This is a genomic window from Sphingobium algorifonticola, assembly GCF_004005485.1.
GTDB lineage: Bacteria > Pseudomonadota > Alphaproteobacteria > Sphingomonadales > Sphingomonadaceae > Sphingobium > Sphingobium algorifonticola.
The window spans coordinates 150804-170418 of sequence record NZ_RZUL01000001.1 but is presented as its reverse complement, the minus strand read 5'-3'; the positions used below and the strand labels follow the sequence as shown (position 1 = coordinate 170418).

The 19615-nt window shown below is 60.9% G+C and carries 19 protein-coding genes; 8 read left to right on the top strand and 11 right to left on the bottom strand.

Translation table 11 applies throughout. The features are described 5' to 3' along the window. Positions 1–202 precede the first annotated feature (202 nt). The 5 genes from ENE74_RS00850 to ENE74_RS00830 are packed head-to-tail and all read right to left on the bottom strand — an operon-like array spanning position 203 to position 4823. Entirely contained in the window at positions 203–1051 is an 849-nt protein-coding gene (locus ENE74_RS00850; RefSeq protein ID WP_127688758.1) for an SDR family oxidoreductase, read from the bottom strand. After that, a complete protein-coding gene (locus ENE74_RS00845) occupies positions 1048–1935 on the bottom strand; it encodes an alpha/beta hydrolase (protein WP_127688757.1) in 888 nt (295 codons plus the stop codon). The genes ENE74_RS00850 and ENE74_RS00845 overlap by 4 nt, the downstream gene beginning before the upstream one ends. Next, a complete protein-coding gene (locus ENE74_RS00840) occupies positions 1935–2324 on the bottom strand; it encodes a RidA family protein (protein WP_164847346.1) in 390 nt (129 codons plus the stop codon). Before ENE74_RS00840 ends, ENE74_RS00845 begins: the two co-directional genes overlap by 1 nt. 1 nt (position 2325) lies before the next feature. After that, positions 2326–4218, bottom strand: a complete 1893-nt coding sequence (locus ENE74_RS00835) for an acyl-CoA synthetase (RefSeq protein WP_164847345.1) — start codon at positions 4216–4218, stop codon at positions 2326–2328. After that, a complete protein-coding gene (locus ENE74_RS00830; protein ID WP_127688754.1) occupies positions 4215–4823 on the bottom strand; it encodes a DUF2269 family protein in 609 nt (202 codons plus the stop codon). Before ENE74_RS00830 ends, ENE74_RS00835 begins: the two co-directional genes overlap by 4 nt. 54 nt (positions 4824–4877) lie before the next feature. Between ENE74_RS00830 and ENE74_RS00825 the strand changes: the two genes are divergently transcribed. From ENE74_RS00825 to ENE74_RS00795, 7 genes are all read left to right on the top strand, one after another. Next, complete coding sequence (locus ENE74_RS00825) at positions 4878–7145, top strand: TonB-dependent receptor (RefSeq protein WP_164847344.1); 2268 nt, start codon at positions 4878–4880, stop codon at positions 7143–7145. Between the two features lie 15 nt (positions 7146–7160). Continuing rightward, entirely contained in the window at positions 7161–8252 is a 1092-nt protein-coding gene (locus ENE74_RS00820) for an amidohydrolase family protein (RefSeq protein WP_127688752.1), read from the top strand. Further along, positions 8249–8626, top strand: a complete 378-nt coding sequence (locus ENE74_RS00815) for a metal-sulfur cluster assembly factor (protein ID WP_127688751.1) — start codon at positions 8249–8251, stop codon at positions 8624–8626. The genes ENE74_RS00820 and ENE74_RS00815 overlap by 4 nt, the downstream gene beginning before the upstream one ends. Positions 8627–8629: 3 nt before the next feature. Then, positions 8630–9238, top strand: a complete 609-nt coding sequence (locus ENE74_RS00810) for a TetR/AcrR family transcriptional regulator (RefSeq protein ID WP_127688750.1) — start codon at positions 8630–8632, stop codon at positions 9236–9238. 12 nt (positions 9239–9250) lie between these two features. Then, complete coding sequence (locus tag ENE74_RS00805) at positions 9251–9766, top strand: DUF2269 family protein (protein WP_127688749.1); 516 nt, start codon at positions 9251–9253, stop codon at positions 9764–9766. A 164-nt stretch (positions 9767–9930) separates the two neighbouring features. Next, positions 9931–11076, top strand: coding sequence for a thiolase family protein (locus ENE74_RS00800; RefSeq protein WP_420902550.1), 1146 nt, complete (start codon positions 9931–9933; stop codon positions 11074–11076). A gap of 2 nt (positions 11077–11078) precedes the next feature. Then, positions 11079–13385, top strand: a complete 2307-nt coding sequence (locus ENE74_RS00795) for a 3-hydroxyacyl-CoA dehydrogenase/enoyl-CoA hydratase family protein (RefSeq protein ID WP_127688748.1) — start codon at positions 11079–11081, stop codon at positions 13383–13385. Positions 13386–13439: 54 nt separating this feature from the next. Here ENE74_RS00795 and ENE74_RS00790 read toward each other — a convergent pair whose 3' ends face one another. The 6 genes from ENE74_RS00790 to ENE74_RS00765 are packed head-to-tail and all read right to left on the bottom strand — an operon-like array spanning position 13440 to position 18890. Further along, the gene (locus tag ENE74_RS00790; RefSeq protein WP_241241764.1) at positions 13440–14399 is read right to left on the bottom strand and encodes an NAD(P)H-dependent flavin oxidoreductase; all 960 of its coding nucleotides are present in this window, start codon (positions 14397–14399) and stop codon (positions 13440–13442) included. Next, positions 14392–15420: a 4-hydroxy-2-oxovalerate aldolase gene (gene dmpG, locus ENE74_RS00785; RefSeq protein WP_127688746.1), complete on the bottom strand. Its 1029-nt coding sequence runs from the start codon at positions 15418–15420 to the stop codon at positions 14392–14394. The genes ENE74_RS00790 and dmpG overlap by 8 nt, the downstream gene beginning before the upstream one ends. Further along, complete coding sequence (locus tag ENE74_RS00780; RefSeq protein WP_127688745.1) at positions 15420–16361, bottom strand: acetaldehyde dehydrogenase (acetylating); 942 nt, start codon at positions 16359–16361, stop codon at positions 15420–15422. Before ENE74_RS00780 ends, dmpG begins: the two co-directional genes overlap by 1 nt. After that, entirely contained in the window at positions 16361–17146 is a 786-nt protein-coding gene (locus ENE74_RS00775; protein ID WP_127688744.1) for a 2-keto-4-pentenoate hydratase, read from the bottom strand. Before ENE74_RS00775 ends, ENE74_RS00780 begins: the two co-directional genes overlap by 1 nt. Continuing rightward, entirely contained in the window at positions 17143–18054 is a 912-nt protein-coding gene (locus tag ENE74_RS00770) for a VOC family protein (RefSeq protein ID WP_127688743.1), read from the bottom strand. The genes ENE74_RS00775 and ENE74_RS00770 overlap by 4 nt, the downstream gene beginning before the upstream one ends. Beyond that, positions 18054–18890, bottom strand: a complete 837-nt coding sequence (locus ENE74_RS00765) for an alpha/beta fold hydrolase (protein WP_127688742.1) — start codon at positions 18888–18890, stop codon at positions 18054–18056. The genes ENE74_RS00770 and ENE74_RS00765 overlap by 1 nt, the downstream gene beginning before the upstream one ends. 132 nt (positions 18891–19022) lie before the next feature. Here ENE74_RS00765 and ENE74_RS00760 point away from each other — a divergent pair, with 132 nt between their 5' ends. After that, positions 19023–19613 (top strand): TetR/AcrR family transcriptional regulator, encoded by a 591-nt coding sequence (locus ENE74_RS00760; protein WP_127688741.1) that lies wholly within the window; start codon positions 19023–19025, stop codon positions 19611–19613. The last annotated feature ends 2 nt before the right edge of the window (positions 19614–19615 follow it).

Sequence of the window (19615 nt, the reverse complement as noted above, 5' to 3'; positions counted from 1 at the left end):
CGGATTTGCACAGATTCAGGCGCTGATGATACCGACGACCGATCGGCGACCACCGGTGCTTGCCTGGCACGATGGTGTCGCGCTCAGGTCGGCCAATGGACGTCGACAAGCGTGCGGCTTGGCGACGCCGCATGCAATTACTGCCGCTGTGCCGTCGGTGATCCGCCAGGCAGGACCAGCCGCCCGTCGCAACAACGCACGATCAGGGGGCGGGCATCATTCCAAGCAGGGGATCGAGAAAGAAGTCCGACAGCAGCGGGTTGCCTGGCTTGACATCATAGACCGACAGGTCGCCTTTGCCTGAACCGATCAGCACTTCGTCGTCGATGAAGAAATTGCCGGTACATTCGCGGGCATTCTGCGTGAGCACGATATAGGCGGCATCGGCGACGATCTCCGGTGTGCGAGCATGATCGAGCATCTGCGCATCCCCGATCTCGTGGGAAACGGCGGCCGTGGCGATGGCGGTACGCGGCCAGATGGCGTTACTGGCGATGCCCCGATCGCGAAACTCCTCTGCCCAGCCCAGGATGAACAGGCTCATCGTATATTTGGAAATGGCATAGGGCGCATAGTTTTTGAACCATTTGCCTTCCGTCAATATCGGTGGCGCGATGGCGATGATATGCGGGTTTTCCGCCTTGAGTAAATGCGGCAGGCAGGCGCGGGTCACGGCATAGGTGCCACGCCCGTTGATTTGATGCATCAGGTCGTAGCGTTTCACTTCGGTTGCCAGCGTGTCCGTCAGCCGTACCGAGCTGGCGTTGTTGACGACGATGTCGATGCCGCCGAACCGTTCCACGCCCTGCGCCACGGCTGCTTCCACGGCTTTGTCATCGCGAATGTCGAGCGCGAGGGGCAAGCACTGGCCGCCCGCTGCCTCTATCTCCCGTGCGGCGGTGTGAATCGTGCCGGGAAGGGTGGGATGCGGATCGGCGGTCTTTGCGGCGATGATGATGTTGGCGCCATCGCGCGCGGCCCTGATGGCGATGGCGAGGCCGATGCCCCGGCTGCCGCCGGACATGAACAATGTCTTCCCTTTGAGCGTCATGACTGAATGTCCCTGAAATGGTCGTTGATGAAGTCGCATATTTCCAAGATGGCGCGATCGGCCTCGGGCAGCATGCCAAGAAAGGCGTGCCAGACGTGGAACATGCCGTCCCATGTGCTTATCCTTACGGGTCCGCCGAACGATCTGGCGCGCCCGGCAAGCGCCGTCGCATCGTCGAACAATATTTCGTCGGTGCCGACCTGGATCAGCAGTGGCGGCAGGCCGGACAGGTCCGCCAGAAGCGGCGAGGCCAACGGATGCGTGGCCGCTGTACCCGAAAGATACAGCTCGGCCGCGCACTTGAGGCCATCCAGCGTGAGCATGGGATCGCTGTCGGCGCGCCGGACATGACTATCATGCGCCAGTGTGAGATCGACCCAGGGACTGATGCACACGATCGCGCGCGGTAACGGGATGCCGCTGTCGCGCGCCAGGATGAAGCCAGCCAAAGCTGCGCCGGCACCCGCGGAATCGCCGACGACGATATACGCGCCACCTTCCGCCGCCATTGCCTCAAAGCCGGTGGCAACGTCCTGTGCAGCGGCGGGGAAGGGATGCTCCGGCGCGAGCCGATAATTCAGCATCGTGACGATCGACTGCGTACCGGCGACGAGCGCATGACCCATCGGCCGGTGGGATGTCGCCGACCCGGAGATATAGGCGCCACCATGCACATAGAGTATCTTGCGCGCGGTGCGCGAACCCGGCCCGGTGAGGCGATCGGCAGTGAGGCCGTTGCCCAGGTCGATGCTTGCGCGACTGGATCCCGCAGGCTCCGGGCGTGATGCACCGAAATCATCCATGGATTGGCGACGTTGTATGAGGTCGCCAAGGCCCGCGCGACGGCTGCGCAACTGATCCCTTATGGCTTCGAGCGCAGACATCAGGTTGCAATCGACGCCACGGCAGAAATCTCCACCAGCAGCGACGGATGCGCAAAGGCGCTGACTTCGAGCATCGTGCTGCTCGGATAAGGCGCGGTAAGCAGCTCCTTCCGCACGGCGTTGACGATCGGCGCATCGGCCATCGACCGGACATAGACGACCAGCGAAACCAGATCGGCCATCGTACCACCCGCCGCTTCCACGATGATGCGGATGTTTTCCATCGTCTGACGGGTCTGGGATTCGATGCCGCCATCGCCCACCGGCTGATAGTCGGCCGCGACGCCAACTTGCCCGGCAATGAAAAGCAGGCGACCATCCGCCCAGCTAGCGTTTGAATAAGCGGACATAGGCGGGGGCGCGCCGACGGGATTGAACGACTTTTCCATTTCAGGTTCCTTCTTCCAAATCATAAACGAGGACGCGGTGCGCCACGGAAAACTCCGCCAGTAGCGCGATTGCCGCTTCGCTATCCGCCGCATCGACACGCACGCTGGCGACGGCGCCTCTGCCGGGGACCTCTTCGGCATGCACTTCCGCCGCTATACCAGCCTCCGACAAGGCCTGGCGAAAGGCCGCTTCGATCGCGCGGTGGCGCAACGGCAGCTTGTATATCTTGCCGACGGCCGTCATCGGCATTTGCGCTATGATGCTTATCTCCACCGGCACCGCTGCACGTTCGGATATGGTCGCGCGCGCATGATCGAGCAGCGATTGCGGGGTTGGCGAAGCGTTCGGCTTAAGAGTAACAACGGCGACAGGCAATTCGCCGGCATATCTGTCCGGGCGGCCTATCGCGGCCGCCAGCATCACATCGGGATGTTGCGCGAGTGCATCCTCGATCGTTGCAGGGTCGATATTGTGACCGCCGCGGATGATGATATCCTTCGCCCTGCCTGTCAGCCACAGATAGCCGTCTTCATCCAAACGGCCAAGATCGCCGGTATCGAACCAGCCTTCAGCATTCAGCGGGGGCGTGGCGCTTTCCCGATATCCCTTGAAGATATGCGGACCGGACAGCAGCACCGAGCCGGTCTCGCCCGCCGGCATCTCCGTTCTGCCGCCATCGCGGCTTATGCGCAGCCCGGTATAGGCGAGGCGGATACCCACCGATCCCGCCCGCTTTTCCCCTTCCAGCGGATTGCCCGTGGTAACGCAACTGCTTTCGGTGAGGCCATAGCCCTCGGCGATCGCCACACCCGTCAGCGCTTCAAAACGGCGCAGCACTTCGGGCGGCAGCGGCGCAGCGCCGCTGATCGCATGGCGCAGAGACCCTATATCGTTACCGGCCGGATCGACGTTCACCAACGCGGCATATACTGTTGGCACGGCACTCAGCGCATAAGGGCGAAAGCGTTCGACGAGTTTCCAGAGCGAAGGCACGATGGCCGGATCGCGATAGCCGCGCGGCGTCAACAGGACGACCGTCTGTCCATAGAGAAACGGACTGAGACCCGTTATCATTGCGCCGTTGACGTGAAACAGCGGCAGGCCACAGAAGATACTCTCACCCGCCGCCGCCGTTGTCCCAGCCCCGAGGAGCCAGGCCATGCAAGACAGATTGCCATGCGTCAGGCAGGCGAGTTTCGGCACGCCGGTTGTCCCGCCCGTATGAAAATAGGCTGCAACATCCTGGGCGTCGATCTGTCTGCCGCTGTCCAAACCATCGGACGAATAGCGTTCGGCTTGCTCCAGCAATATGACCGGTACCGATATGTCCGGTTGCAGTCTTGCGACTTCTTCCGGCGTACTGCCGACCAGAACGACAGCGCGCAGTGACGGCAGTAAGCGCGAAACGCCCGCGATCTTTTCCCACATGCCCGGATCACGGGACGGCGATTCGACGACGAGTATGCGCGCCTGCGCTGCATCGGCGATCGACGCGATCTGATCGGCGGCGAGGAATGGATTGATCGGACAGACAATGCCAGCCGCCTGCGCACCCCACAACACGACATGCGTGTCGATCAGATTGGGGAGCAGGAAAGCGATGCCGTCATCGCTGTTCGCGCCGAGGGCGTGGAAAAGATTGGCCGCCTGCGTGACGCGCGCGAAAAGCGCACAAAAGCTAATGCGGTCGACCAGGTCGCCGGTTGCATCCCGCAGCGAAAGCAGGGCATCCCGATCCCCGAACAGCCCGGCGGCATGGGCCAGCACGGCATAGGTCGTTGTGCAGGGCAAGCGCTGCGCAAGCGGCAGGATTTCAAATGCTTCCACATCGGCGACGGTCCGCAACGGGCCGCAGGGCTGCGCGGCGAGCGGCACATGGGGGAGCGCGTTCACTGTGGTTTGCCGATCATGAGCAGCAGCACCACGAGCGTCAGCACGCCGATGACCAGCGCCCAGCGATTCCACTGCGCATCAAGCCGCGTCAGAGCCTCACGCTCTGTCGGGGCGGCGGGGCGATCTTTTGATGATTGGCTCTGCGCATATATCGCCTTTTGCAGCGGCATGAGACGCGCGCCGAAAGCGATGCCCGACAAGCCGAAAAGCACCAGCGACGCGCCGAGCCAAAGGCTTTGCAACGGGTTCATGCCGCTGGCCCAGATCATCCAGAAGCCGCTGCCCAGGATGCTGACGATCATCACCGGCGTCAGCCAGGTATCGGCAAAGACAAACTTTCCGAACAGCAGCCTGGCCGATGCCGGAAAAACCTGTTTGCGCCAATATGCGTGGGCGACGAGGTCGGACGCCATGCCGCCTGCAAACAGCGTCGATGCAACGACATGCACCATGCGCGCCGCTTCATAAATTCCGATGTTTTCGAGCATATCCGTTCCTCTCCCGGCCGTTCCTTGCGGGCCTGTATGACCGATCGTCATTGGATATACAACGTAAAATATATGTTGTATATTTTTTAATTGCGGTTCATGAATCGGAAACAACAAGAGGGGCGGCAGTCCGACTCGGCCGGTCGCCGCAATGCGAAGGGGTGGTGCGAAATGATGGGATTTTCACGAAAGGCACGGGTTTTCAGCAGCATCGGTGCGATCGCCACGGTTCTCGTATCGGGCGTCGCATGCGCGCAGGGTCCGGCAGCAGCCGACCCACAAGCGGGTGCTACCCTTGATGAGATCGTCGTCACCGCGCAAATGCGATCGGAAAATGTGCAAGATGTGCCCGCCGCGATCAGCGTTGTCAGCGGCGATGTGCTGGCCAGTTCCGCCGTGGTGACGTCGACCGAAATCTTTCAGCTCGTTCCCAACCTGACGGTAAACAAGACGTTCGACCTGTCCAACCCGCGCATCTATCTTCGCGGCGTCGGGTCGAGCGATTTCAACGCCAATTCGGCCAATCCCATCGGCGTTTATGTCGACGAAGTGTACATCAGCGATTCAAGTGCGCTGCAATTCCAGTTGTTCGATACCGAACGCGTCGAAGTGCTGCGCGGGCCACAGGGGACGCTGTACGGACGCAACACGACCGCGGGGGCGATCAACTATATCTCGCGCCAGCCGTCCTCGGACACCAATGGCTATCTCAGCGCCCGTTATGGTAATTTCGACGAGTTCAGCTTGCAGGGCGCCGTTGGCCTGCCCATCACCGACAGCCTGTCGGTCCGGGTCGCCGCCAACCACTACGAACGCGACAATTACATGTTCAACAGCGTGACGAACGCCCGCACCAAAGGTGCGCGGTCCGATTCCGGGCGGATCATGGTCCATTATGAAGGGGCCAATAACTTCACGATCGATGCAAATGTGCATGCCGGCGAAGGACAGATCGGACAGTTTGCACAGCATCGCGGCGTAGCCAGCACCGCCAGCGGGGGCGCATGCACGGCCTCTGCCGCACTTGCCGGCCAATGTGTCGATTTCCTCGGCTATCGCGATACCGATGGCGATCCGTTCCGTGCCGCTTTCGACCGCAGCGGCGTCGAGAAAGTCACGTCTTACGGCGGCTATCTGAAGGTAGGGGTTGACCTGGGCTTTGCGCGCCTGCTGTCGATCACCGCTTATGACGATATCAAGCGGCGCACGGGAATAGACAATGACGTTTCCCCGGCGAACACTTTCACGATCAACTACGCCAATGATTCCGAGCAGTTTACGCAGGAACTGCGCCTGACGTCTCCGGGCGGGCAGCGGCTGAACTGGATTGCGGGTGCCTATTTCTATGATTTCCGCATAAAGGCGGACAATGATTTCGACGTCTTTCGCGCACTGCGTCCGGTTTTCGGTTTCAACCCGCAGCCTGCCCCCGGCCAGCCGCTCGTAGCGTTCGTCACGCAGGATTATGCACAGCGGACTCGCGCCTATGCTGTGTTCGCGCGCGGCGACTATGCGTTTACCGATGCTCTGAAGCTGACCCTTGGGATCCGTTACACGAAGGAAAGGGCGCGCTTCGTCGAAAATCTCGCGTTTACCGAACCGCAATTCGCCATCCCGCTGTTCGTGAATGAGAAACGGCGTTTCAGCGACTCCAACATCTCCGGCAATATCTCGCTCGACTATCAGGTGACGGACGACGCGCTGCTTTATGCGAGCGTCGCTCGCGGATTCAAAAGCGGCGGCTTCAACGGCGGTGTGGTGTTCAACCCCCGGCAGCTTGACCCTTATGACTCAGAAACGCTGACGAGCTACGAACTGGGGCTGAAATCCGATCTGTTCGGCAAGCGCCTGCGCTTCAACCTGTCGGGTTTCTATTATGCGTATCAGGACCTGCAGCTGTTCACGCTGGTCAACAACAACAATGTGCCGACATCCATTCTCGACAACGCCGGACGGGCGAGGGTTTATGGCGTTGAAGCCGAATTGACGGCGCGTCCCGTGACCGGACTGACGATCGGCGCATCGCTCGGCCTGCTTGCGACCAAACTGACCGAGTTCATCACCACCGGCGGCGTCGACTTTACCGACAACAAGCTGCCCGGTGCGCCGTCGATGACGGCCAATGTCAGCGTCGCCTATTCCATTCCCGTCACCGGAAGCCACGCGCTGACCTTGCGTGCGGACAGTTCCTATCGCGGTTCGAGCTTTTACACGGTCGCCAACCTGGAACGGCTGCGCCAGAAAAGCCGCATTCTCAGCAACGCCCGCATAGAGTTCGGCCCGGACAGCAATACGGGCTGGCAGATCGCTCTCTATGCGCGCAACATTTTCAGAAAGAAGTACGAAGTCGCGATCCAGGACTTCTCCGACTTCGGCTTCGATTATGTCGTGCCCGGCGATCCTCGGACTTATGGCGCCGAACTTCTTTTCAAATTCTGACCCACAGGAGCGGTTATGATCCAGGATATTTTCGTCATCAACCCGACGGTGCATGCCTATAATCTGTCCGACGATAATTTGCAGCCCAACCGGTTCGCGCCTGCATTTCGCGACACGCTGTGGCATCTGCATTCCAACTGGAATCCGCCGCACCTGCGTATGTCGCAGGAAGCCTATTTCACAAGCTGGTCAACAGACACGCTGGTCAAGACACTGTTTCTTGAAAGCGATGTCGATATCGCCTGTCACCAGAATCTGCGGCTGGATTCCTGGTTCAAGGATGGCCTGGCTTCGCACGAGAAGAATGTCGACCTCGCGACCCGCTTTCCCAACCGTGTCCTGACTTATGTCGGCGTAGATCCGATGGACGACACGGACAGTGCGATTGCCGACATGGAAGCACAGATGAAGGAACTGCCGAACTCCGTGGGACTGAAGCTCTACCCAGATCGGGTCAATCCGCTTCAGAGCTGGCGCATGGACGATCCCGAAGTGGCGTTCCCGATCTTCGCGGCCGCACGCGATTTGGGCATAAAGACTGTCGCGGTGCACAAAGCCGTCTGCAACGGTCCTGTGCCGATCAATGCCTACAAGGTCGACGACGTCTTCGGCGCCGCAATTGAATTTCCCGAACTGAACTTCGAAATCGTCCATGCGGGCATGGCCTTTGTTGAGGAGACATGTCAGGCGATTGCGCAGCTTCCCAATGTCTATGCCAATCTCGAGATCACGACGTTGCTGCTGCATCTCGCGCCCGGCATGTTCGAGGAGGTCCTCGCCAAGTTCTTCCTGTGGGCTGGTCCTGCAAAGATCGTCTATTCCGATGGCAGCATCTTCTGTCATTCGCAGGGGATTTTGGAGCATTTCATGGCGTTCGATTTCTCCGACGAGTATAAGGCGCGCTATGGCCTGCCCACGTTGACGCACGAGATGAAGGCGATGATTTTGGGCGAGAATTATGCGCGCCTTGCCGGGCTTGACATTCCCACGCTCAAGGCAGGCATCGAGAATGACGCTTTTGAAGTCGCCAAGCGGGAGAATGGCCTGGCCGAGCCCTATAGCCACTGGCGTGCGGAAGCGGCTCTGAAACAGGGGGTTGCGGCATGACGCAGGATTTGCACGAAAGGGTCGGGCAAGCCCTCAACCAGGTCTATGATCCATGCAGCGTCGCTTCCAACGCGCCGCTCGGGCTGATCGATATGGGGCTGGTCCGGCATTGGAGCGTCGATGCCTCGGGGCGTGTCGACGTCACGCTTTGCACCACAGGCCCCGGCTGCATGATGGCGGGCAACATCATGCGCGCGGCGGTCGAGCAGCTGGAGCAGGAGCCGGGCGTTACACATGTCGCACTCGCCTTCGATACGGCGTTTCAGTGGACACCCGATGCCATGTCGCACGATGGAGCGATCCGCATCGCCGCAGCGCGCGCGCGCGCGACGCCGAACCCGCCGCTGCGTTACCAGCAACACGCGTCGGGATAAGCGATGGGACGCGAAAAACTCAAGGACGAGGATTTGATCGAAGCGCGGGCGATGATTTGCCAGGCTTCGCTCAAGCTTTTCGCCGCCAGCGGCTATGATGCGGTGACAATGCGCGCGATCGCGGCCGAACTGGGCTGGAGCGCGATGACCACCTATCGCTATTTTCCGAACAAGCAGAGCATATTCGAAGCCGTTCGGGAGGCCGCGCTGATCCGTTTGTCGGACGCTGTGGCAGACGCGACCCGCGATTGTACCAATCCGGTAGAGCGGCTCCGGTCCAGCTTCGTCGCTTACGCCGCGTTCGCGATCGACAATCCGAACGAATATGCGCTCGCCTTCGAAGTGTACGAACAGGAAATGGCGGCGTTTCCGCTATCGACGACCGATACGCTGCGATCCTGGCAGATTTCCTACGATGCCGCGCAAGAGGCTTATGCCGCGGGCCTGATGACGCAAGACCCCAATCTGGCGGTGCATCTCCTCTGGGCGGGTGTGCATGGCATAATCGAGCTGTCGTCGGCCAGGCGGCTCATTTTCGGCATAGCGCGGGACGAGCTGATCACACCGATGATCGATACGTTGCTGTCGTCCTTCACCGTTCCGTCTGTTTAACGGAGTTCACCCATGCTTTTCACCATTCTGCTGATTATCCACCTCCTGTGCTGGGCATTGTATCTGGGCGGCATGGCATCGGACGTCACGACGAAGATCCTGTTCGACAAATGGCGCACACCGGCCTTGATGGCGCGCATGTATCAGAAGTTCCAGTTCACAGATGTCTGGGTGACGCAGTTCCAGGTCGCTTTGCTGTTCTTCTCCGGCGTTGCGATCTTCTTCATGCTGGATGTGCCGTTTCTGGGTAATATTCCGCTGGCGGCGGGGCTTGTCCTGTTCATCGTATCGGGCGTGCTGTTCTATACAAGGCTGCTGCCGGTGCAGGGCCGTATCGAGAAAACGACCGCCGCCGCGGCGCATCTGTCGGACGCTGATTATGATTGGGACAAGCACGCCCGCGACGACAAGGAATGGCTCAGTTGCGCCAATCCGGTGGTGCTGACGTCTTTCGCCGCTTTCATCCTGGAAGTCTATGCAGCAGGCCAAAGCAGCCTGATCCAGAATGCCGTCACAGCGACTCTGTAAGCCATAGCGCGCAGGACGGTTTGCTGCGCCTCTATCCGGTCTCGGCCGCAAAGGTGATTTTCTGACGGATGTGTTCCGGCCGACTGGCCGGGCGCTCTCCAGCCATGGCCAATCCGGTGCCTACTTTCTTCCCTGCCGACCCGGTCGGCGTTGTAGCGAGATCAATGATGACCCCCAGAAATGCCGTGATTGCAGGCTACGCACGTTCGCCGTTCCATCTTGCCGGGAAGGGCGCGCTGGCCCGAGTGCGGCCGGACGATCTGGCTGCGCAAGTGATTGCCGGACTGATCCGAAACACGGGCGTCGACCCGCGGGATGTAGAGGACGTCATACTCGGCTGCGCTTTCCCTGAAGGCGAGCAGGGGATGAATGTCGCACGACTGGTCACGCTGATCGCGGACCTTCCGCTCAGCATCGGCGCGATGACGGTAAACCGTTTCTGCGGCTCGTCCATGAGCGCCGTGCATATGGCGGTAGGACAAATCGCAATCGGTGCGGGTGATGTCTATCTGTGCGGCGGTGTCGAGAGCATGAGCCGGATACCGCTGGCGGGCTTCAATCCCTTGCCTAACCCCGCGCTGATGAAAGCCCGCCCCGGTGCCTATATGGGTATGGGCGACACTGCCGAAAATGTCGCGACGCAATTTCATGTCGATCGTGCGACCCAAGAGGCGTTCGCCGTTGCAAGCCATCGGAAGGCCGGGGTCGCCCGATCCGAAGGCCGGTTCACGGACGAGATCATTCCTGTCCAGACCCGCAACGGTACTGTCGATCAGGATGGAACGATCCGCCCCGAAACGACGGCCGACATCCTCGCGCAGCTCAAGCCGGCATTTGCCGCTAACGGCAGCGTGACCGCGGGTACATCCTCTCCTTTGACGGACGGCGCATCGGCGGTGCTGATGACCAGCGAAGACTATGCAAGGGCACATGGCCTGCCGATCCTCGGCCGTATCAGAAGCGTCGCGGTAGCGGGCTGCGCACCGGAAATCATGGGCATCGGCCCGGTATCCGCGACACGCAAGCTGCTGGAACGGGCAGGGCTGTCGATTGACGATGTGGATGTCATCGAGCTCAACGAAGCCTTCGCCAGTCAGGCGATAGCCTGCGCCAACGAACTGGGGCTGGATGCCGCGAAGATCAACATGGACGGCGGTGCGCTGGCGCTGGGGCATCCTTTGGGTGCGACAGGCGCACGGATTGTCGGGAAAGCGGCGTCGCTGCTGCAACGGCAGGGGGCGCGCTATGCCGTCGCAACGCAATGCGTCGGTGGTGGACAGGGCATCGCCACGCTGATTGAGGCGATCTGACGATGACCGGCATCAACAAAGTCTGCGTCATCGGCGCCGGCACGATGGGGGCGGGCATCGCCGCACAGGTTGCCAATGCCGGTGTTCCGGTCCTGCTGCTCGACAGAGCGGCGGACAACGGCGAAAACCGCAACGCCATTGCCCAGGCCGCGATAGCCAGCATGCTCAAGGCGTCGCCTTCCCCGTTCATGACGGCCGCGTCGGCGAAAATGGTCGAAGCAGGCAATATCGAGGACGATCTGGCGCGGATTGCCGAATGCGACTGGATCGTCGAAGCCGTTACCGAGCGTATCGATGTCAAGCAGGCGCTCTACGCCCGGATCGACAGTCTGCATGTGCCGGGCTCAGCCATTTCGTCCAATACATCGACTATTCCGCTCGCCCGGTTGATCGAGGGACGGTCTGACTCATTCGCCACCGCTTTCCTGATTACACATTTCTTCAATCCGCCGCGCCATATGCGCCTGATGGAGCTTGTGGCGGGGCCGCGCACCCAACCCGCTGTGGCCGCGCGTGTCGAAAACTTCATCGACCGGCAGCTGGGAAAATCCGTCGTCCGCGCGAAAGACAGTCCGGGCTTCATAGCCAACCGTATCGGTGCCTTCTGGCTGCTGACGGCCGTCAACGCCGCCTTGGATCTCGATATAACAATCGAGGAAGCCGATGCGATCGGCGGACGCCCGATGGGCATCCCTGCGACCGGGATATTCGGCTTGCTCGATCTGATCGGAATCGATCTCCTGCCCCTTCTACGAGACAGCATGCAGGCCCTGTTGCCGCCATCGGATCCCTTTCATGCGGCCATTCGCCCTTTGCCGATTATCGAAACGATGTTGGCCGCAGGAACCATCGGCAAGAAAAGCAAAGGGGGCTTCTATCGCATCAACCGTGAAAAAGGGAAAAGCCGCGAGGCGATCGACCTGACCACGGGCCTGTATCGCGCCGCTATCAAGCCTGGCCCGGTAGCGGCCGACTTGCGCAGCCTGATCGCTGGCCGCGACAAGCAGGGCGCTTTTGCCTGGGCGGTGCTTGGACAAACGCTGGCTTATGCCGCGAGTCTGGTTCCGGAAGCGGCGGACGACATCGTCGCGATCGACCGGGCGATGAAGCTTGGTTACAACTGGAAATACGGACCATTCGAGCTCATCGACCGTATCGGCCCGGCCAGCTTCACCGCGCGGCTCCATGCCGAAGGCGCGCATGTGCCTGCCTTTCTGGCCGCTGCGGGCGATCGTCGTTTCTACCAGGGCGTAGATGATGAACTTCGCCATTTTGGCATAGATGGCACCTATCACACCATCGCCCGGCCCGACGGCATGCTGTCGCTGGAAGACGTAAAGCGCACGTCGCGCCCGCTTTTGCAGAATGCGGCAGCGACATTGTGGGATATCGGCGACGGCATCGCCTGTTTTGAGTTTACATCGAAGGTCAACGCAATCGATATGGCGACCCTGGCGCTGCTCGATCAGTCGATCACGCTGGTTGCCGAACGCATGAAGGCCATCGTCATCTATAGCGACGCTGCGAACTTTTCCGCCGGTGCCAATCTCGATACCGCCGTGAAAGCGATCGATGCCGGTGACTGGGATGCGATCGAACACCTTCTGGGGGAAGGCCAGAGAGTGTTCAAAGCGATGAAATATGCGCCTTTCCCTGTAGTGGGCGCGCCCGCCGGGCTTGCCCTGGGCGGCGCATGCGAGTTGCTGTTGCATGCCGATGCCATCCAGGCCCATGCCGAAACCTATATTGGTCTGGTGGAATGCGGCGTGGGCATCATTCCGGGCTGGGGCGGGTGCGGGGAGTTGCTGCATCGGTGGACGGCATTTGGCGATTTGCCCCGAGGACCGCTGCCGGTCGTGGCTCGCGCGTTCGAAATCATTAGCACCGCCACGGTATCCAAATCGGCGGCCCACGCGCGCGAGTTGCGTTTTCTTGCGCCGAGTGACGGCATAACGATGAACCGTGATCGCCTGCTGTTCGATGCGAAGGCAAAGGCGATCGCACTTGTCGAGAACTATGCCGCTCCCCTCCCGCCGACGTTCCGACTGCCGGGACCGAGTGGCCATTGCGCGCTGACAATGGCAGCCGAGGGATTCCACCGACGCGGCATGGCCACGGATTATGATCTGGTGGTTTCCGATGCGTTGTCGCAGGTCATTACCGGAGGCGAGAAAGACATCATGGACGTCATCAGCGAAACCGACATGCTGGCGCTGGAGCGTCGCAGCTTCATGCAGCGGGTGCGCGATCCCCGCACCAGAATGCGGATCGCGGCCATGCTCGAAACCGGAAAGCCTGTGAGAAACTGACTGGGGAGCGATCGCGCGGGGATGCCGTCGGCAGCGGCACCGCGCGATCGCCGGTCAGGACAGAACCACGCGCTCCCTTGTACGCGCGTTGCACGCGGCATCCTCGCGCAGCAGATCATCGACGATTTCGGCAACCGTCTGGATAGCGCGCGTGTGGCCAACGCCATGCCCTGCGCCCCAGATCGTTTTCCATGCCTTGCTGTCGCCATGCACGTTGGAAAAATCTATCTTCTTCTTCTGGTCGAGCTTTTCCGCGTCAAATCCCGCACGCTCCAGGCTCTCGCGAATCCAGTTGGACGCGACGCCGGTCACCGCATGGGTGGTCACGATGTCCTGCATCGTCGCGCGCACGAGCATCTCGCGATTGTCATCGGATACCAGGCTTTCCCGCGCTGCGATGAAACGCGTGCCCATATAGGCAAAATCCGCCCCCAGTTCACGCGCGGCGCGAATGCCGCGCGCACTGCCGATGGCGCCGCCCAATATCAATGGCCCGTCCCAGAACCGCCGCACTTCCTCGACGAAGGCAAACGGGCTGTACTGCCCCGTATGTCCACCGGCACCGCAGGCGACCAGGACGAGACCGTCGGCACCGGCATCGATGGCCTTGCGCGCCTGATCGGGCGTGACGACATCGCTGAACACCGCGCCGCCATAGGCATGAACCCGATCCAGTGGACGTTTGGGGCTGCCCAGTGCCGTCACGACGATCTGCGGCTTGTACTGGCAGATGATGTCGAGTTCCGCATCGAAACGTTCATAGCTTTGATGCACGAGCATGTTGATCGCCCACATGCCCGATCGCCCGGCGGCCGATAGCTCCCGCTCGATCCGCGACAGCCAGTTGGCGAGCCCTTCGATCGTGCGCGCGTTGGACGCGGGAAAAACCCCGATAATGCCTGCTTTCGCCGCAGCAATGACGAGATCCGGGCCGGAAATGAGGAACATCGGCGCGACGAATACCGGCAACCGCAAACGCACTTTCAGACTGTCTATCGACGGGCGGTCAGCCACGCGCCGCCGCCATATCGAGCGCGACATCGACGATCATGTCCTCCTGTCCGCCGACCATGCGCCTGCGGCCCAGTTCGACCAGGATTTCGCGCGTATCGACGCCATAATCGGCGCTCGCCTTTTCGGCATGGCGCAGGAAGCTCGAATAGACACCGGCATAGCCAAGGCTCAACGTCTCGCGATCCACGCGTACCGGCCTGTCCTGCAGCGGGCGTACCAGTTCCTCCGCTGCATCCATCAGCTTGTAGAGATCGCAGCCATGCAGCCATCCCTTGCGCTCCGCTGCGGCGATGAACACTTCGAGTGGCGCATTGCCCGCGCCCGCACCCATGCCTGCCAAACTCGCGTCAATGCGGATCGCGCCGGCCTGTACCCCGACGATCGAATTGGCGACGCCCAGCGACAGATTGTGGTGCGCGTGGATCCCGCGTTGGGTTTCGGGCTTGAGCACCCTGTCATAGGCCTCGCAGCGGGCGCGATAGGCTTCCATATCCATGGCACCGCCACTGTCGGTCACATAGACGCAATGCGCGCCATAGTCTTCCATCAGCTTCGCCTGCGCGGCGAGCGCGTCGGGCGCGATCATATGGCTCATCATCAGAAATCCCGAGACGTCCATACCCAGATCACGCGCGGCGGCTATATGCTGGCGGGAAACGTCCGCTTCGGTGCAATGCGTGGCCACCCGCACCGATCGTACACCCAGCCGATACGCCTGTTTCAGTTCCGCAATCGTGCCGATTCCGGGAATGAGGAGTGTCGTCAGCACGCTATGGTCGAGCACATCGGCAACGGCCTCGATCCATTCCCAATCGGTGTGCGCGCCAAAGCCGTAATTGAACGACGATCCGTTCAGTCCGTCGCCATGCGCCACTTCGATCGCATCGACATGCGCGGCATCGAGCGCCCTGGCGATCGCCTGTACATGATCGATGCCATATTGATGGCGTATCGCATGCATCCCGTCGCGCAGGGTAACGTCCTGGATGTAGAGTTTGGTGGTGGTGGGATCGAAGGCCATTATGCCGCCACTTTCTGCAAGCGACGCACGGCCATCTTTTCTGCTGTCCGCAGCGCGGCCGACGTCATGATATCGAGATTCCCGGCGTAGGCGGGCAGATAATCGGCGGCGCCTTCCACTTCGAGAAATACGCTGGTCTTGATGCCTTCGAACGTCCCGAAGCCGGGAATGTGAACGGGGTTGTTCGCCCCAAAGCGTTCAAATTGCACTTTCTGTTTCAGCCGATAGCCCGGTACATAGGTATTGACCCGCGCTACCATCGCTTCGATGGCCGCGCCGATCGCCGCTTCATCTGCGCCGGACGATAGTGTGAAAACGGTATCGCGCATCAGCATCGGCGGCTCGGCGGGATTGAGGATGATAATCGCCTTGCCAAGGGCCGCGCCACCGACTCGTTCGATCGCCAGGCGCGTCGTTTCGGTAAACTCGTCGATATTGGCGCGCGTGCCGGGACCGGCCGACTTCGACGCGATCGACGCCACGATTTCGGCATAATGCACCGTCGCGACCGAAGCGACCGCCGCCACCACCGGGATGGTCGCTTGCCCGCCGCATGTCACCATGTTGACGTCCGGGGCGTCGAGATGCGCGTCACCATTCACCACCGGTATGACATAAGGCCCGGTCGCGGCAGGGGTCAGGTCGACCATCGCTTTCCCGGCGCTGGTCACTATCTCGCTGTGATGCCCGTGCGCGCCAGCCGACGTCGCATCAAATACAATCCCAATGTCCGGCCAGATGGGCAAGGCTTGCAGGCCTTCGATACCTTCGGCTGTGGTCGCAACGCCTAGCCTCTTCGCACATGCCAGCCCGTCGGACTGCGGATCAATGCCGACGAGTGCGCCCATTTCCAGACAGTCGGAATGATGGATGATCTTCATCATCAGATCGGTGCCGATATTGCCCGATCCGATGATTGCGGCCTTGATCCGCCCTGCCATCAGATATTCTCCCCATAGTGAAATTGTGCTGATCCCAGCCCGCCAATTTTTGCTTCGATGCGCGTTCCGGGCGTCAAGGAGACCATCGGTCCCAATGCGCCGGTCAGTAGGATGTCGCCCGCACGCAGCGGTTCGCCCAGCGCAGACAGTGTGCGCGCCAGCCAGGCGGCTGCGTTGAGCGGATGCCCAAGACAGGCAGCCCCTGCGCCTAGCGATGCAAGGACGCCATCGACTTCCAGCACCATGCCGCAAGTATAAAGATCGAGGCCGCCTAATGATTTCCTGTCGTTACCCAGCACGAAGAAGGCCGATGATCCGTTGTCGGCTACCGTATCGGCGAAGCTGATTTTCCAGTCGGCAATGCGGCTGTCGACAATTTCGATGGCGGCTATGGCATGATCGGTTGCCGCCGCGACGGTTTGCGGCGTTGCCTGCGGATCGTCGATGTCGCGGGCCAGCACCAATGCCACTTCGGCCTCGGCTTTGGGTTGAAGGGTCTTGCCGGTCGCCAGCACGCTGCCGTGCGGGATTGCCATGTCGGCAAACAGCGTGCCGAAATCTGGCTGTGCCACACCAAGCTGCGCCTGCACGGCCTGCGCCGTCAGCCCTATCTTGCGGCCGACGATCCGTCGACCGGACGCTTGCCAGAATTGCGTGTTGATCGACTGTACCGCATAGGCCCCTGCCGCATCGGTCGGATCAAGCCCGTCACGCAGCGGATCAATCGCCCCGGCGCTGTAAGCCTCGCGCAGGCGCCGTGCGAGGATTTGATGGTCGGCCGTCACGCTGCCGCCTCAGGCAGGGATCGGCGCGGTGGACGCTGGAAGATATGCCCCCATGCCGAATTGGTGGCATGCGTTACCACGTGCCAACTCTCCTCATCGACTTCCAGGCCACCCCAGCCATATTCCAGATCGAACCCGGAGGGTGTCCGAGGATAGAAGGACAGCATGTCGTCGTTGGAATGTCTGCCCAGCGTGAAGGACAAATGAACATCCGCATCAAGGCAGCGATGCAGCGCCCGGCCGACCTCGTCGATGGAGGTGACCTCGACCATCAGATGCACGATCTTTTTGGGGATCGGGACCGGTGCCAGCGCCAGGGAATGGTGACGCCCGTTACAGCGCATGAAGCTCAGTTCGAGGGGACGACCCGGAACGATTTCGGTATGGATATGATCGGTCAGCCGGAAACCCAGTATATCCAGGAAAAAGGCCATCATGCTTGCCTTGTCGCGGCAACTCAGGACGATATGGCCAAGCCCCTGACGGCCTGTCTTGAATGCGGCGCCCGTCGGACTGATGAAGGGGCGCTCGGTTCGCTGCAACGGCCCATAGAACGCTTCGTGGCGATTGCCTTCGGGGTCGGCAAAATGGATCAGGTCGGCAACGCAGCGATCCGCCCTGTCATCCGCCGTACCCGCCGCGACCGCGATGCCGAGTGCGTCAAGTCGCGCCGACAAAGCCGCAAGCGCAGCCGCGTCGCGCACTTCCCATCCGACCGAGGCCATGTCGTCGCGGGGCCCTTCGATCAGCCGTATGCGCCACGCATATTGATCCATGCGCAGATCAATCCCGCCGTCGTCGCGCGCCGTCGCCTGAAGGCCCAGTATGTCCGTCGCAAAAACACGCCAAAGCGCAATGTCCGACACTTCCAGAATGATGTAGCTCAGGGCTTCGATCTCGCTGCGCATCACGAAGCCGCGCCCAGGTGACGCCGTGCCAGCGCGATAAACGCCTCCGCGCGTTCCGACTGCACCCAGTGTCCGCATTTGCCGAACATGTGCAGTTCGGCGTTGGGCATTGCATGGGCCAGCTTCACGCCCATCTCGACCGGGATCACCTTGTCCTCGCGTCCGTGCAATATCAGTGTGGGATGGGCAATCTGCCTGACAAGATGTTCCGGCATCCCCGAAAGTGGCGTGTCACCGTCTTCGGCCGGCTGGACGAGCAATTTGCGCAGCCCTTCCTGCGCACCGGGAATAAGGCTCGCCTGATAGCGATCCTCGACAAGCTCGTCGGTGATGATCGCAGGATCATAAGGAAAGTGCAGCATTGTTGCCCGCATGACATCGCGATCCGGCGTATAGTCCCACGCCGCGCGCAGGCCGGGTGTCATCATGAAGGCATCGCATGGCGTTCCCATCAGCACCAGGCGATCGAACCGATCGGGAAAACGGGATGCCGCGGCTAGCGACAGCGAACCGCCAAAGCTGTTCCCGACCAGACTGGCCCTCTTGATATCCAGGGCATCCATGAACGCTATCAGATGCCGGACCCACAGCTTTATGTCGTAATGCAGGTCGGGGTTGCGCTGCGTAAATCCGAAACCGGCCATATCCGGGGCCAGCACACGGAAATCTTCGGCCAGGCGCGGAAGCACCCGCTTCCAGTTCGTCCAGCCTGAAACGCCGGGGCCGGAACCGTGCAGCAGAATGACCGGATCGCCTACTCCCGCCTCATGATAGTTGGTGTCGAGATCAAGCGCGCGGACGCTTTTTCCTTTTCCGGTCTGCACAGTATCGATCATCACGCCATTTCCAAATCTCTGCGTGTATCTTCATGCCTTTTTCTGTACGCTCATGTCAATACGCTACCGTATGTTTTTGCGAATTGGCGTGATTGCTCTAAGCCGCTATGGGAAGCAGATTGAGGAGTGCACATGGCAACACGGCGATCACGATCGAACGAAACGGGTCCGCTCGATATTTCGGCCTGGACCGAAGCGGCGCTGAACCTGCTCGCAATGCAGGGCATTGATGGCGTGCGCGTCGAGTTGCTCGCCAAACAGCTCAATGTCACGAAAGGCAGCTTCTACTGGCATTTCAAGGACCGGGATGCCCTGTACGAAACCATGCTGGACCATTGGCGCAGGCAGGCGACCTTGCAGCTCATCGAGCGGCTCGAACGCGATGGGGCGTCGCCCGAGTTGCGGTTGCGCCGCCTGTTGCGTCTTCCGGTTGCAGGACGACGATCACGTCATGGTGCCGATGTTGAGCTGGCTGTCAGGCTGTGGGGCCGTCGCGACACCCGCGCCCGCGCGGCGTTGGAGGAAGTCGATCAGCTTCGCTTGCGCTATATCGAGGGGCTGCTTGCCGGATGCGGCGTCCCTGAGCATGAGACGGCTGCGCGAGCTGTGATCGCCTATTCGTACATGCGTGTCGCGCCGACTCTTCTGCAAGATGCGGCCGAGACAGCCATCGATTTGTGCGAAAGGATTCTGATCGGTGCGCCACAACTGACAGCTGCATAGGG